The sequence below is a fragment of the Streptomyces sp. NPDC001568 genome (assembly GCF_042893755.1).
Classification (GTDB): domain Bacteria; phylum Actinomycetota; class Actinomycetes; order Streptomycetales; family Streptomycetaceae; genus Streptomyces.
Map to the genome: position 1 here is coordinate 135,836 of NZ_JBIAVF010000009.1, position 14,567 is coordinate 150,402.

Genomic DNA, 14,567 nt, shown 5'->3' on the forward strand with positions numbered 1-14,567 from the left:
GTCAAGCCCGCTTCGCTCGTGGCGGGTTGACGACCCTGTGGTTAGATGACGCCCCACGAGTCGAGGAGTGTCGTCAATGGCCAGGGTCAGCGTCTGCGTGCCGGTGTACAACCGCCCGCAGGAGGTGGAGCGAGCGGTGCGGAGCGCTCTCGAACAGACCTATGGCGACATTGAAGTCGTCGTCGTCGACAACGCGAGCACCGACTCCACATGGGACGTCATCACGAAATTGGCCGAATCCGATCCGCGTGTCCGGGCGTATAGGAACGATTCCGTGATATCGCGGGTGCGGAACTGGCGCCGGGCCGTGGAACTCGCCGAAGGCGAATACGTCAAACTGCTCTTCTCCGACGACTGGATCTCCCCGGAGGCCGTCGCCCGCTCGGTGGAGGTCCTCGACCACGAGCCCCGCACCGGCTTCGTCTACACGGCGATGACGTGGCACTACCAGGAGCCCGAAACCTGCTACCGGCGGCAGGACGGGCCCATGGACTCCCTGGAGTTCCTCATCCGCTCCGCCACCGTCGAGGACCAGGTCCCGGTCAGCGCCTCCTGCACCCTCGCCCGGCGCGCCGACCTGCTCGACGCCTTCGAGGAGGAACTCCCCAACCGGCTGCCGTTCGACTTCAGTCACGGGCTCGGTCTCGACGGCACCCTCCTGTGGCGCATCGCGGACCGCTACCGGTACGTCCACCACCTCTCCGCCGACCTCGCGCACTCCGCCGACCCGCACGCCGGCGAGCCCAACACGCGCCAGCAGATCGGCGCGGAGAAGCACGAGATGATGTGGTGGGCCTACCGCAACGCCTTCGCCCAGACCCTGCTGGCCTCGCGCCGCCCCGCCACCCACCTGCGCGCCCTGCGCGCGGCCCTGCTGGTCTCCTGCGTCCCGCTGCGCCCCACGGCAACGGCCCGCCGCAACTTCCGCCTGTTCCGCACGATGCTCCCGACCACGTGGTGGCGCGTCACCCCATGGACCCCCGCGGTCCGCCCGTTGGTGACCCGCCGCCTGCGCGACCCCCTGGACCCGACGATCCCGCTGTAGGGGAACCCCGGCCGACCCGCGGTACGGGGCTCGACACCCGACCCGGGGTCGGGGCCGGTCGGGGTCGGGGTCGGTCGGGGTCGAGGTCGGTCGGGGTCGGGGCCGGTCGGGGTCGAGGTCGGTCGGGGTCGGCTTCGGAGTCGACTACACGTACTCCAACACGATCGCGGCGTCGACGGCCGCGATCGTCCCCCGCAGCGCCGCGTGGTCGGCGACGGCTCCGTGCACCGTGCCGAGATGGCCCTCCGTACCCGCCCGCCAGTGCAGTTCGCGACCCGCCTCGGCCTCCACCTTGACCTGCCAGACCCCGTCCAGCGCGGCGACCTCGTCGAGCCCGCGCACACCCGCGAGGGTCTGCCCGTCCTCCGTCGCGGGCGGCGTCACGAAGTACACGAACTCAACGCCTCCGAAGGACGGTTCGGGCACTTCCAACGGCATGCCGAGCGCCGCCCGCAGCGCGGCCCGCAGCAGGTCGAAGCGGGCCGACCTCCTCAACAGGGCGCCGACGTAGCCGCCCATCCGACCGTTGACCTCGATCAGCCGGGGCCCGTCGGGCGTCAGCTTGATCTCCACGTGCGTCACGCCATCGGTGATGCCGAGCCCCCGCACGGAGGCCTCCGTCAGCGCGAACACCTCCTGCTCGAGCGCGGCCGGCAGACAGGCCGGCTGAAACATGCCGGTCTCCCGGAACGGCTCGGCCAGCGGCAGCTTGCCCGTCACGCACACGTGTCGCAGCAGCCCGCCCGAACTGACCGACTCCACCGACACGTAGTCCCCGAACCCGGGCCCGGCCGCCTCCGGATCCCCGGCCAGGAACTCCTCCACCACGAACTCCGCTCCCCCACCCACCAGGAACCGGCCCGCCCTCTCCATCGCCTGCTCGCGGGTGTCGACACGGCAGGTGTCCACGCTCCCCGCGCCGCTCCGCGGCTTGATCACCGCCGGCAGCCCGACCTCGTCCAAAGCCCCGGGCACCTCCCCCACGGCGCTGACGGCCACGCACCGCGTCGACTGCACCCCCGCGTCCCGCAGCCGCGCCCGCTGCCGCTCCTTGTCGACGAGCCCATCGACGACCTCCGGGCTGTGGAAGACCAGCCCGCACGCCGCGGCCAACTCCGCCGTCTGCGCCAGCCGGTACTCGCTGAAGGTCGTGATCCCCTCGACGCCCAACTCCGCGACCGCCTTCGCGGCCTCCTCACGGGTCAACCCCCCGACGTCCAACACCTCACCCACCTCCCCGAGCCCCGCAGCGACCCCCGCGTCGTCACAAACAAAAACGACACCACACAACTTGCGTGCGGAAGCCAGCACTTCAACAGCACTGGCGGACCCACGGTCGAACACAACGGCGATCAAAGGAAGTTTGCGCATCCCCCCACGCTACGCGCCCCCACCCTCCACACCCCGGCACTGTTGTGGATCTCCGCGAATACTCCGCCCCGCCACCGGAGATGGAAACGGGAAACACCATCGACCACGCCACGCGCGAGTCGCTCGACCCCACGGTGTCCCACCGCCGCGAAACAGCTGGTCTCTTCCCTTTGCCGTAGACGTGGTGTCGGCTCCGCTGCCCCCAGAACCGGAGCACGGCCGGCACGCCCTCGACGACCTCTGGCGTCCGGTTGTCCCGGAGCAGGGCTTCGCAACCTCTACTGCGGCTCCTCCCCCTGCCGGCCGTACGTACGCTGGTACAAAGGGACTTGGAACCGCTTCTCCCCCTGGACGAGCTTGCTGAACCGGCGGCTGCGCATCTCGGGGTGCCTGCAGGCGCCATGTGGACCGAGCCGACCCTTCCAGGCCAATCACCAGCGCTTTTTCGGAAATCGGCGGTCGGTTCGCCGGGGTCTTCGGTACGCTCGCCCGTCCGTGTGTCTGCCGCACGGCGAAACGTAGGGGGACGAAGAACGTGACCACCACCGATCCGGCCGCCGCCGGCCACCGCATCGGCGTCGTCGACGAGGATCCACTGCGCGCCCGCCGCGAGGCGCGCGAGCTGCTCGCCGCCCTGGTCGAGGCCGATCCGCGAGCCGCGTTCGACGTCCCTCACCCCCAGCCGGAGAACGGGACCCTCAAAGGCGGCCCCGTCACCGACCTCATCGGGCTGGTCTTCAGCGGCGGCTCGCTCGTCGCCGCCGGCATCCAGGTCTGGCTGGCCCGCGTACCCCAGCGGACCATCGTCATCACCCGGGCGGACGGGACGACGCTCCGCGTCTCCGGCAGGCAGGCCCGGGCGGACAGCGAGCTGATCGACCGGTTCCTCACCGGCGGTGCGGCAGGGGCCCGGGACGAGGAAGACGACGAGGCGGGGCCGGACGCGCAGTGAGCGACAACGACCGGTACGCCATGCTGATCGGCGTATCCACGTACGCAAGCGACCGCTACCACGACCTGCCGCCCGTCCGGGCCGACCTGCACTACATGCGGGCCGTGCTGGAGAGCACGGAGATCGGCATGTACAACGACTGCGCGATGGTCGCCGAGCCGACCCGCGCCGAAATGCTGTACGCCGTCGAGCAGTTCCTTGAAGAGCGACAGCCCAGCGAGACGGCGTTGCTCTACTTCAGCGGGCACGGCCAGCTCTGCGAAGCCGACGGGCAGCTGTACTTCCTGACCCGGGACGTCGACCCGGACGACCTGCCCGGCACGGCCGTCCCGGCGGAGTTCCTGGAACGGATGCTCCAGTCCTGCCGGGCCGCGTCGAAGCTGGTGCTGCTGGACTGCTGCTCCAGTGGGTCCGTCGTCCAGGGGTGGACCTCCAAAGGAGACGCGGAGCCCGGCGACCGACCGGCGCCCAGCACGCTCCTGCAGCCGACCGGCGTGTACTTCATCACCGCCTCCGACGCTCTCCAGGCCGCCTCCGCGAAGGCGCCGGAGGGATCCTCCCTCGGCACCTCCCGGTTCACCGGCGAGATCGTGGAAGGCTTGCGGAGCGGGCGGATCAAGGAAGGCGGCTGGATCACCCCGGACGACCTCTTCGAGTACCTGACCGCGCAAATGGTGGTCAAGGGCGTTCCCGAAGAGCAACGGCCGACCAAATCCACGATTCGGGCCACCCGTTCGCTGCCCTTCGCCCGCTCGGTCGCCCGGCCGGTCCGTCTTCCCGACGCGCCGCGCGAAACGGCCCGACCCGAGGTGTCCCCAGCCCTGCTGAAGGCACGGCAGTTGATCACCCAGGACGCCGGGGAAGGCATCGACCCGCAGCGGCTGCTGCGGTACTACGCGCACTGCCTCGGCGCCCAAGCGGCGTCCGGCATGCTGCCCGATCGCGATGGTGGCCGGGGATCGTCGTACTTCTTGCTGGGCCAGGGCCCGGAGGCGATCCAGTCCGGGCTCGGGCACTCCTTCCCCGCCCCGGGGCAGCTGCCCAAACCCAAGAGCACGGGTGCGCAGGCCGACGGGATCGGGCTCCAGGAGTACTGGTACGGATATCCCGCCATCACCCTTCCCGAACGCGGGGACGGCCGCCGGCGGGCGCCGGTACGGATCGCACCCCTGGTGATCCAGCCGATGGAACTCACACCGGACGAGAACGGCCGTGACCTGCTGCGCCCGAACGGGGTTCCCTCCCTGCACGCCGGTGTGGTCACCGAGTTGCTCTCCGACGACGAAGCCGCCGAGCTGCTGACCCGCTGGCAGCCGAGCTGGCAGGAGGGCAACGGCACCCAGATGCTCAAGGCGGTCCGGGAGCTCCTGAGCGAGCTCGGCATTCCGGAACTGGACCCCCTCGACCTCTCCTCCCTCAGCGAGCGGTCCGTGATGGACTCGCTGCGGCCCGGCGCTCACAACGCCGCCGTGCTGCTGGCACCGTCCGGCCTGGAGCGGGTCGCGACGGAGGGCCTGGTCGACAACCTGCTCCAGATGTCCACGCGTGCGGGTCAGATCGTGGGTACCGCACTGGACGCCCTCCTCGCCGACGGCGGCGATGGTGGTGATGGACCTGATCGTGACGCGGCAGCCGTGACAGTGGTTTCCCCCGGCCCCTGCAACGAGAGCCAGGAGCGGGTGATCTCGTCGGCGATGACCCGCCGTCTCACCGTCGCGACCGGCCCGCCCGGTACCGGTAAGAGCGAGGTGGTGACGGCGGTGGTGACGACAGCCGTCGCCGCCGGGCAGTCCGTACTGGTGGCGTCCACGAACAACGAGGCCGTCAACGTGGTGGCCGAGCGCTGCGACGCGATCTCACCCGGGCTGCTGATGCGTACGGGGAACAAGGACGCCCGGGAACGGGAGGCCCAGAAGCTGGCCGAGCTGCTGGCCGAGCCGTTCGCGACCCCCGCCCGGGCCGCCGCGACCGTGGCCGGTGAGCTGCGCAACCGCCACCTGCGTACGGCGGCGCTCCGGGCGGAGGCGGCAGGGCGGATCGGCGAGGAGACGCGTCTGCTGGAGCTGGTCCGTGAGCGAGCCCGGCGAGCTGACGAGCTCTCCCTGCCCGTACGACTGTTGGAGGGCGCCTGGGCAGCGGAGGGCCCGGCTGCGCTCGCCCGCTGGGAGGAGCGTGCCCGGAGGGCCGCGCGGGCCGGATGGCCGACCTTCGGCGGGTGGCGGCGCGGGCGGGCCCTCGCCGCCCTCGTGTGCTCTTCCGACGGTGCGCCAGCGGCTTCGTGGCCGGCGTGGGCCGCGGAGCGCCCTGCCTCACCCCAGCTCCTGCTCGGCCTCGCGGAGACCCTGGCGCTGGAACGGGCACTGCGGGAGCTCGTACCGGCACACCTGGCCTGGGACGAGGACGCGTTGAAGCAGGCCCGTCTGGAGAGCGCCTCCGCGTCCTCCGCCGTGTCGGACGAGCTGGCGCATTCCGTAGCCGTCGAGGCCATGGTGCGGGGCCGGTCACTGATGAACCAGCGACTCCAGGCGCTGCGCAGGCGCTCGGGTTTCCAGAAGAGCCAGCGCAACCTGATGGCGCATGCGAAGGGGTGGGCCATCAGCACGCACTCCGTGCGTCAGCTCGAACTCGCCCCGAAGCTCTTCGACCTCGTGGTGATCGACGAGGCGAGCCAATGCTCGATCCCGTCGGTGCTCCCACTGCTCTTCCGGGCGAAACGGGCTCTGATCATCGGCGACCCGATGCAACTCGGGCACATTCCCGGGATCAGCCCTGAACAGGAACGGCAGGCCAGGGTGCGGGCCGGCCTGACCGCCGCCCAGCTGGAGGACCACCGGCTGGCCTATCACGTGTACGCCTCTTACCACGCCGCGGCGCAGCACGGTGAGGACACGTTGCTGCTCGACGAGCACTACCGATGCCATCCACAGATCGCGGACGTGGTCAACGGCTACTGCTACGCGGGCCAGTTGCAGGTCCTCACCGATATCCGCAGGCAGGTCCCGCCGGTCGATCCGGCGGGGGCGGCCGATCCTGCTCCCGTGCTCGGCTGGGTGGACGTGCCGTACGGCGAATCCGCAGCCGGCAGCGGCGGCCGTTCCTGGCGCAACCAGGCCGAGGCGGACCAGGTGCGGCGGACGGTGGACGAACTGCTGGCACGGCTGCCCGAAGCCGCCACGGTCGGAGTCGTGACGCCCTTCCGCGCGCAGAAGGAAACGCTGGCCAGGGTGTGGGCCGGTGACGACCGTGTCCGGGTCGGTACCGTGCACGCCTTCCAGGGCGGCCAGCGCGACGTCATGGTCCTGAGCCCGGTGGCCACGAACAACACCCCTCAGAAGACCACGCATTGGGTGGCGAGCCAGGTGAATCTCTGGAACGTCGCGGTCACCCGGGCGAAGTCACAACTGATCACGGTGGGGAACCATCACTTCTGGCAGGGGCAGGCGGGACTGCCGGCCCTGCTCGCGGACCGCTCGACGGTGCTGCACGCGGGTGCCTCCCTCGACCAGGACGCGCCTTCCGGTCCCCCGGCGCCGCCCGGATTCCGCGAGGAGCTCGCCGACCTGCTCCAGGAGTATCTCGGTACCCGTGGCGTCACCGATCTGGAACGCGCGACGGTGGTCGGCGGGCACACGGTGGACCTGCTGTTCACCGTGGACGGCAAGAACACGGCGGTGCTCATCGACACGGGCCCCCCGCCCGGGCAGGATCCCGCCCGCCATCTGCGACTCACCCACGCACGCGGTGACCTGCTGATCGGACTGCCGTCCGGCGGCCGGGGCGCCAAGCCCGCGCCGGTGGACAGGGTGGTGCGGCTGCCGGCCTGGCGGGTACGGGCCGGCGAGACGATGCTGGAACCACTCTTCGCCTGACCGCTCCCCGCAGGACGGCCGGCACGTGAGCCCGCGTCATGTACGCGTTATCCGGCTGGCCGTTCACCATCGCCCCCGCCCGTGCACCCCGTCCGGCAGCCCGCTCTCCCCACCCGGCCACCACCCGACGGGCCCGGCGAAATGCCGGGTACGTGACGACGCCTCGGCCGTCACGGGGGAAGCTCAGCCCGAGCAAGCGAAGAGCACCACAAACCCCCGGCTCAGGCGTCCTTCGCCACCCGCTCGAGGATCGCCACGCACTCCACGTGGTGCGTCATCGTTAACATGTCACGGTGAGTCCAGCCTGCAAACGTGCAGGTCAGATGATGTTTCTGGCCCCGCAAAAGATCTCTCAGGCACCGAGAGCGTCAAACGAGCGTCAAACGCGGCAAGCGTCGATCCGCATGCTTGGGCTCTGTGGGGAGCTCCCGCATACCCAAAGCCATCCCCCAAGACCAGGGTCTGGTACTTGAATCGGTCACCCGGCCATCGGTCAGGGGCTTGCCTCGGCTCCCATCTTGACCGCCCACTCACGGTTCGTCCAGCAGGGGGCGGATCCCTGGCACACACTCTCGGGAAGCACGCAGCCGCTCAGGGAGTCGCCACCTGCCTGGTCCCCGCCCGGACGTGGAACGGCGGCTACCACAATGAGGTGTGTTGGGCCTCGTGGCCGTGTCCATGACGGGATCTGCGCGTTCAGCCGGATGTGGCGGCGGCGCCGTGGATCGCGTCAGATGAGCTGCGGGACCGCATAGGCCGCTGCTGCCGCAGCGGCCTATGCGGTCCCGGCATCCGGGGCGGAAGCTGTTGCCGGACCGGGAGTGCTGTGCGGGATCCTGCACATCGGCATCCAGTGGGGACACCTCCCGTGGGACCTCGGGTTCGGTCCCCGGTCCGCATCGGCAGCGGGAGCACTCTCCGCCTGCTGATCCGCCGCAACCAGACCACCGACGAACTCGCCTTCTAGCTCTGCTGATCACCCACCGCGGTGACACTGGCCGAACCGGTTCGCGTCACCGGCATCCGCTGGAGCATCGAGGAGTGCTTCCAGGCCGCCAACCCACTATCAGGTCCGCAACTGGATCTCGTGGCAGCGCCACATCACGCTTGCCATGCTCGCCCCGGTCTTCCTGACCGCCGTCGCCGGCGACTCGACCCGCGACCGGCCCGCCGATCCGCACCACCCGGCCCGCAGCTGTGACCCTATGGCGTTGACCGTCCAGGAGGTCCGCCAACCACTCGCCGCGGTGTTCATCCCTCCGCTCACATCCGCGGCCAGGCTGCTGCACTGGCCCATCTGGCGCAGACGCCACCAGACAACAGCCCGTCTCAGCAACTACCGACGCTGGAGTACTAGATGATGTCCTTGCTGAGGAGGGTGGCGACGACGCTTGCCTCGTGTGCAACATCTGATCTGACCGAACCTGCCGACCGAAAGAGGACTACGGGGTGCCTACGCAGGCCAAGGAAATATTCGAGGCGCAGAGCAAAAGTCTCCGCGAGCTGCTGTCTGACAACGGCCTGGGGCTCTACCTACCGCCCTACCAGCGTCCGTATGGCTGGGGCAAGGACAAGGTCGAGAAGTTGCTCGACGACACACTGCATGGCCTCAAGAATCTAGGTGAGGCGCCAGACAGCTTCACCTTCTTGGGGACCGTCATCACCATCCATGACGTCAACCACGTCACGGTGAGGCCAATCGTCAAGCCCGAGGTCCCGTCCAAGGTTCTTACCGTGATCGATGGGCAGCAGCGTCTGTCGAGCCTTCTTATCCTGCTGGTCGGCCTGCACAACCTCACTCGTCAGCAGGCCTGGAAGGTCTTCAAGGGCAAGGAGCCGGATTCGGCCGATAGTGCTCGGACCCACCTCTACTCGGAAACGATCAACATCCTGCAGATGCTTGGGGCGGCGTTCTACGAGCGAAAGAACTTCGGAACTACGCCGATCTACCCGCGCCTAATTCGAGCCTTCCATGACCAGTGGGCCAAGGACGAGAAGCTCAAGAAGTACGAGTCACCGATCGCCAACCTTATCTACACGTACTCGGTGCTAGCCGACAGCGAGCCGGCATCCTCCAAGCCGACGGACTTCAAACCGAAGGCGCGACCGGATGCGGGCGACGGCGAAGGCGATCTCATCAAGAGGTTCAACGAGATCCGTACGGCGTTGACCAAGCTGGCGCAGCGAAAGGCTGTCGAGGAGCTGGAGGATCTGCCGTCGCTAGCAACCCTTGCAACTGGCATCGAGTTCCAGCGTGCGCTCTTCAACCACGAACTCGACCCCGGGCTCTGCACCTGGCTGGAGCAGTTGCAGGACGAGCCCGAGGCTGAGCTGATGCGACTCGTCATGTTTGCCGCCTATGGCTTGAACCGCATCGCTCTGACGGTCGTACAAGGCAAAGACGAGGACTACGCCTTCACGATCTTCGAGTCGTTGAACACCACGGGCGAGCCTCTGACCGCCTTCGAAACCTTCCTTCCTCGGGTGGTCATGGCGGAGAAGATTCAGGACTACCAGGACTCGGACGCATACACGTACATGAAGGGGGTTCAGGGCTACCTCGACCATTTCGACGTCGGAGACAAACTTCAGAACGCCACCCGCGACCTGCTGGTTACTTTCGCGTTGGCAGAGACTGGGAAGAAGCTCTCCAAGCGCCTTCCGGATCAGCGGGTATACATGCGCGATACCTTCGAGCGCTACAAAGACTCGGCCGATGATCGGAGCGCGTACTTGCGCCATCTAAGCGACACGGCGGCCTTTGTCGGGAAGACGTGGGAGCCCGCGGCCAACTCTCCTCGCACGCTATTCGGCCTAGAAGCGACCGCCATGACGGACACCGTGAAGTTGTGTCTGACCTTCCTCAATTCACTCAATCACACCATCGCCATCGCGCCGCTCGTGCGCTTCTACTCCGAGGCTGTCCACGCGGACGAAGGGGAGGCGAGGAAGGAGCGTATCGACGAGTTCGAGAAGGCGATCAAGGCAATCACTGCTTTCACGGTCTTCTGGCGAGCAACCCGCCGCGGCACGGGCAACATCGACAGCCAGTACCGGGCGGTCATGGCCGGGGACTCGCTCACGGGCATTGGACCGCTCGCTCGGCAGTGGGCAGTGACCGATGCATCGAAGCCTGATCCGATCGTCGACTCTGAGGCGCTGAAGAAGGAACTTGCGGCGCGTTTGTCACACCCCAAGCACGGCGACGTACAAAATTTGCCATCGTTCCTGGCTTCTGCTTCCGCACTGCCGCTCTACTCAATTAGCCGCCCGCTGACGCGTTTCCTTCTTCTGGCTGCATATCACGACACACTTGAAGATCAGGAGAATCCGGGACTGATCATCCAAGGTAAGGCGGGGGTCGCCTCGTGTTTCACCGCAGACGGTTGGGCGGACGAGACACACCTCACGATCGAACACATCGCGCCGCAGCAGGCCACGGGTGGGTGGGATCAGGAGTTCTACAGCCAGAAGGAAACCGTCCACAAGCTGGGCAATCTCGTCCTGGCACCAGGCGCCGCCAACACGTCCCTCAGCTCGCGGCCTTGGACCGAGAAGAGGGTCCTGTATGCGGCACTCGGTGCCCCGACGGCCGAGGACTCCAAGTCGATCCTCAACAGCTCTGGCTTGACCTTCGCGCAGACGACTGAAGATCTAGCGGCCATGTCGCGCTACCTCCCACACCTGCGCGCACTGGGGCAGCGTGAGGACGAGTGGGATCCGACGTTCATGGATCAGCGTGCTGAAGTCCTCCTACGTCTGGCCTACACACGGCTCAAGGGCTGGCTCGGCCTGGAGCTGTCTGACTCCAGCGGTGATCCGGTGGTCAAGGTCGAGGATCTGGAGATCGAGAATGATGAGCTCGACGAGAGCGAGGATGCGGGGGGAGCGGTCGGAACGGCATAACGCCGCGGACCAGCTGGGCGCCGGGCGGCCGCGCTCAGACCGGCCAGGAACACTTCGCGCAGCGACTGCCACACGCCGGCCTCGTTCCAGTCCCGGAGCCGGCGCTAGCAGGCTGTGTCCGAGAGAGACCCGAGGCCCCGTGGAAGGTGTCCCCACTGGATGCCAGTGTGCAGGACGTACAGGACCCCGCACAGCACCTCCCGGTCCGGCAGCGGCTTCGGATACCTGAACCGCCGAGGCTGCTGCGGCAGCAAGCGGTCGCACAACTCATCTGACGCGATGCATGGGGACGCCAGACTCAAGAACGACTGCGCCCTGTCCGTGATGGACAGGGCGCAGAGTCGTTCATGCAGCGATGATCAGCGGGGCCTCAAGGCGGTCCCACTCCCCGAGGACAGTCTTATGGGCATCCGGCTGCAGGTGAGCGCAGCCCTGAGTGGTTTGGAAGCTCTCGTGGCCGAGGAGGTGCTGGACCTCGTACAGAGAGACTCCCTTCTGCACGAGCCAAGATGCGCAGGTGTGGCGAATGGAGTGCGGTGGGTAGTGCGGGACTGGCTGTTGCTCGCCGTCTGAATCGAAGAAGGAGGCCTCGCCCACCGCCGGCCACCAGGTCGGACGCCTCCAGTTGCCGTCATCAAGGCGACGTCCAGCACGGCCCCTGGTAGTGGTGGTGAAGACGAGTGCGTCCCGTTCAAGCCGATGAGTGTGGCGCTCGAGCGCCTCCAGGACATGGCCGGGAAGGGGTACTTCCCGGCGACTCTTCGAGCTCTTGGGATACTCCTTGATTCCGCTCTTGGTGTTGACTTCCACCACGAACAGGCGCGAGCGGCGCCGGTCGATGCGATGGCTGTGCAGGCCGGCGAGTTCACCCCAGCGCAGACCCGTGTAGAAGCCCAACAGACACATGGTCCGCCATGGTGCTGAGAGTTCATCCAGGATGCTCTGCGCCTGGTCGAGCGTGAACCATTGCGGGGGCTTGACCGCGATGGCGGGCAGGTCGATGCTGCGACAGGGACTTACCGGAAGCACGTCGTCGTCCACGGCCGCGCGCATGATGGAGGACGTCAGGTTGTAAGCGCGCGTGATCGCAGAAGCTCCTACCTCCTTGTCCACCAACACACGGATCCAGGTCTGGACATCCATACGCGTGATGTCCCCCATCTCCCAGGCAGCCCAATGCGGCAGAACGTGGTTCTTGATGCTGGAGGCATCTCCGCGCAGCGTGTGCGGCTCTGCGACCCGCGCACCCCACCATCGGTCATGCCACTCCATGAATGGGATCTCGCCCGCGCGAGGATTCCTCAGGGTCCCCCGAGCGAACTGGGCCTCCTTGTCGAGGCCCCAGGCCCGTGCCTGCGTTTTCAGCGGAAACGATTCACTGAATCGCTCTCCGACCCGATTGCGCACGGTCGCCTGCCAGTTACCGGTTTTCAATCTGCGCAGGTACAGAGCTGTTCCTTAGATTCGGAGGTGAAGAAGCCAGTGCGGCAGGGCAGGGCTAGTGGCGAGCCGCCGCAGAAGCCACTGTTCGGCTGCTGATGAACTCGTCGAGGCCAGCAATAGGGACGCGTACACGAGACCTTCCCGTGCCGGTACGCAGGTCGACGACGGGCAGGTCCCCAGCGGCGATCAAGCGGTATACCGTGCGTCGGTCGACATCCAGAGCGGCTGCGACAGCGGGAATGGAGAGCAAGCGTGAGTACACAGGGAGCTCCTTGGGACATCAAGGTGCCGAGCACCAGGGCGAGGGATACCGATCCGTCCGCACGGCTCCACCGCCAAGCACAGCCGCTACGGACAGATCCAATAATCCAGAGAATCCGTGAATTCCGAATTCACGGATCGGGTGATAGCAGCCCTGCATCGCCGATTGCTGGCAAGCCCCGCCGAACAACCCTCCCTCCGGCTCCACCGTGAGCGGCAGGTCAGGCCTGTGCGCTGTGGTGCCTCTTGCCCATCTCAGCTGCGTACGACTTGGTGGACGACCTCCCGCTCCATTTCCCGCAACCGCACTCAGCCAGGCACCGCAACCGGCCAGCGCACCCTGCGGTCAGCGGGGTTCCTCCCCTCGTGTGCTCGTGCGCCGGCGGCACACCGTTCCGTCCTCGTGCATTCCGGTGACATTGATCTTGTGGCGCGCCATGAAGCTCCCCGTCCAAACAGCCGCCGCATTCATCCAGGGTGCGAGAATCCCCCTGACCTGCGGGTTTAGTCAGATCAGTACGTTGACATGGGTCGCGGTGCGATCTCCACTCGTTGGGCCCGGTAGCCGTCTGCCACCAGCGAACTGGGCCAGGAGCATTGCCTGCCGATGGCCGCTACGCCGCTCGCGACCAGATCGGCGGTGGCCCTTCAGAAGGTGCAGCGGGCGGGGTCGGTGCTCCGAAGCAGCTGGCCAGTCAGGGCAGAAGGCGACGTGGACGTCGACCTCGCGGTGCTGCACCTGCTCGAGAACACCTTCAACCTCTTGTGTCGTACGGCTCGGCGGGCAGTGCACTCACGGCAACCCTCCGGTCGGTGGTGTCCGACGGCCAGCCCTGACCTGGAGCCTCTGCCCGCCGCGTTCCTTCTTCTACCTGAATCTGGACCTGCGTGCTTCAGGCATGGCCATCGGCAACCACCGAGGATCACCCGGCGCAACACGCGATCTGGTCAACCCCCACCACTGGCCGCCTAATGGAGGCAAACTAGCCTGTCAAAAGGAAGAGTTCTGGAGGGAGGCTCGCAATGCACAGTGGGCGTGGAAGGACTGAAGCAGAACTCCGCGCCATTTGCGGCGAGGCCAACGCTCTGGCCTCTCTGTACGAACGCGTCACTTTCCACGAAGTGCACCGCCAGGTCCTCCACCTCATGCCGACGAATCCGGTCAGGGCCTTGGACATCGGCGCCGGCACGGGCAGGGACGCAGCCGCCCTGTCGATTCGAGGACACACGGTCGTCGCTGTCGAACCTGCCGCTGACCTACGGGCCGTAGGTCAGCGCATCCACGCGACTCACAATATTTCCTGGGTAGATGACAACCTGCCCGAGCTCGGGAGCCTCGGGCAACCCTGCAGGCGCTTTCAGCTGGTGCTGCTGACAGCGGTATGGATGTTCCTGCCCGAGGCTCAGCGGCACACCGCCGCAATCCGCCTCGACGAGCTATTGGAGGGCGGCGGTCGTCTGGGAATAGTCCTACGCGGCGGACCGATAGCAGCAGACCGCGGCATGTACGCCGTGTCCGCAGCTGAGACGATCTCTCTACTGACTTCCCTGGGGCTCCGCCTTATCCACCAGAGTCGGCAAGCCGATAGCCTCGGGCGTGAAGGCGTGTTCTGGAACAACCTGTTCTTCGAGAAGCCTTCGGCCCCCGAGGCGACAGGATACGCATCGCAGGCCGGTGAGCTTCCGGCTGGCCGCAATCGCGGCCAGCCGTCCCGTTGAA

Annotated in this window: 8 protein-coding genes and 1 pseudogene; 5 read left to right on the top strand and 4 right to left on the bottom strand. The window is 67.2% G+C overall.

Annotation, left to right across the window (positions count from 1 at the left end; all coding sequences use genetic code 11):
• Positions 1-76 precede the first annotated feature (76 nt).
• The gene (locus tag ACFY0I_RS18380; RefSeq protein WP_388896525.1) at positions 77-1,045 is read left to right on the top strand and encodes a glycosyltransferase family 2 protein; all 969 of its coding nucleotides are present in this window, start codon (positions 77-79) and stop codon (positions 1,043-1,045) included.
• 144 nt (positions 1,046-1,189) lie between these two features.
• Here the strand turns inward: ACFY0I_RS18380 and ACFY0I_RS18385 are convergent, their stop codons facing one another.
• Positions 1,190-2,269 carry an acetyl-CoA carboxylase biotin carboxylase subunit family protein gene (locus tag ACFY0I_RS18385; RefSeq protein ID WP_388896528.1) on the bottom strand — a complete coding sequence of 360 codons (1,080 nt, stop codon included), beginning with the start codon at positions 2,267-2,269 and terminating at the stop codon, positions 1,190-1,192.
• A 682-nt stretch (positions 2,270-2,951) separates the two neighbouring features.
• Here ACFY0I_RS18385 and ACFY0I_RS18390 point away from each other — a divergent pair.
• The 3 genes from ACFY0I_RS18390 to ACFY0I_RS18400 all read left to right on the top strand — a co-directional run bounded on the left by ACFY0I_RS18390 (position 2,952) and on the right by ACFY0I_RS18400 (position 11,143).
• Positions 2,952-3,368, top strand: coding sequence for a hypothetical protein (locus ACFY0I_RS18390; protein WP_388896530.1), 417 nt, complete (start codon positions 2,952-2,954; stop codon positions 3,366-3,368).
• Positions 3,365-7,237 carry an AAA domain-containing protein gene (locus tag ACFY0I_RS18395; RefSeq protein WP_388896533.1) on the top strand — a complete coding sequence of 1,291 codons (3,873 nt, stop codon included), beginning with the start codon at positions 3,365-3,367 and terminating at the stop codon, positions 7,235-7,237. The genes ACFY0I_RS18390 and ACFY0I_RS18395 overlap by 4 nt, the downstream gene beginning before the upstream one ends.
• A 1,449-nt stretch (positions 7,238-8,686) precedes the next feature.
• Positions 8,687-11,143, top strand: coding sequence for a DUF262 domain-containing protein (locus ACFY0I_RS18400; protein WP_388896536.1), 2,457 nt, complete (start codon positions 8,687-8,689; stop codon positions 11,141-11,143).
• Positions 11,144-11,163: 20 nt separating this feature from the next.
• On the opposite strand, the pseudogene ACFY0I_RS18405 reads toward ACFY0I_RS18400, so the two are convergent.
• The 3 genes and pseudogenes from ACFY0I_RS18405 to ACFY0I_RS18415 form a co-directional block, all read right to left on the bottom strand.
• Positions 11,164-11,492: pseudogene (locus ACFY0I_RS18405) on the bottom strand (transposase); the annotation flags it as partial.
• Positions 11,489-12,577: a tyrosine-type recombinase/integrase gene (locus ACFY0I_RS18410; RefSeq protein ID WP_388896539.1), complete on the bottom strand. Its 1,089-nt coding sequence runs from the start codon at positions 12,575-12,577 to the stop codon at positions 11,489-11,491. The pseudogene ACFY0I_RS18405 and the gene ACFY0I_RS18410, both read right to left, overlap by 4 nt.
• Before the next feature lie 64 nt (positions 12,578-12,641).
• The gene (locus ACFY0I_RS18415) at positions 12,642-12,848 is read right to left on the bottom strand and encodes a helix-turn-helix transcriptional regulator (RefSeq protein WP_388896542.1); all 207 of its coding nucleotides are present in this window, start codon (positions 12,846-12,848) and stop codon (positions 12,642-12,644) included.
• 1,022 nt (positions 12,849-13,870) lie between these two features.
• On the opposite strand from ACFY0I_RS18415, the gene ACFY0I_RS18420 reads away from it, so the two are divergent.
• Positions 13,871-14,566 (top strand): class I SAM-dependent methyltransferase, encoded by a 696-nt coding sequence (locus ACFY0I_RS18420; RefSeq protein ID WP_388896544.1) that lies wholly within the window; start codon positions 13,871-13,873, stop codon positions 14,564-14,566.
• Position 14,567: the final 1 nt, after the last annotated feature.

Bases quoted from the DNA above. Each gene is read 5' to 3' on its own strand.
- ACFY0I_RS18420 (WP_388896544.1), top strand. From the start codon at position 13,871: ATGCACAGTGGGCGTGGAAGGACTGAAGCAGAACTCCGCGCCATTTGC.
- ACFY0I_RS18380 (WP_388896525.1), top strand. From the start codon at position 77: ATGGCCAGGGTCAGCGTCTGCGTGCCGGTGTACAACCGCCCGCAGGAG.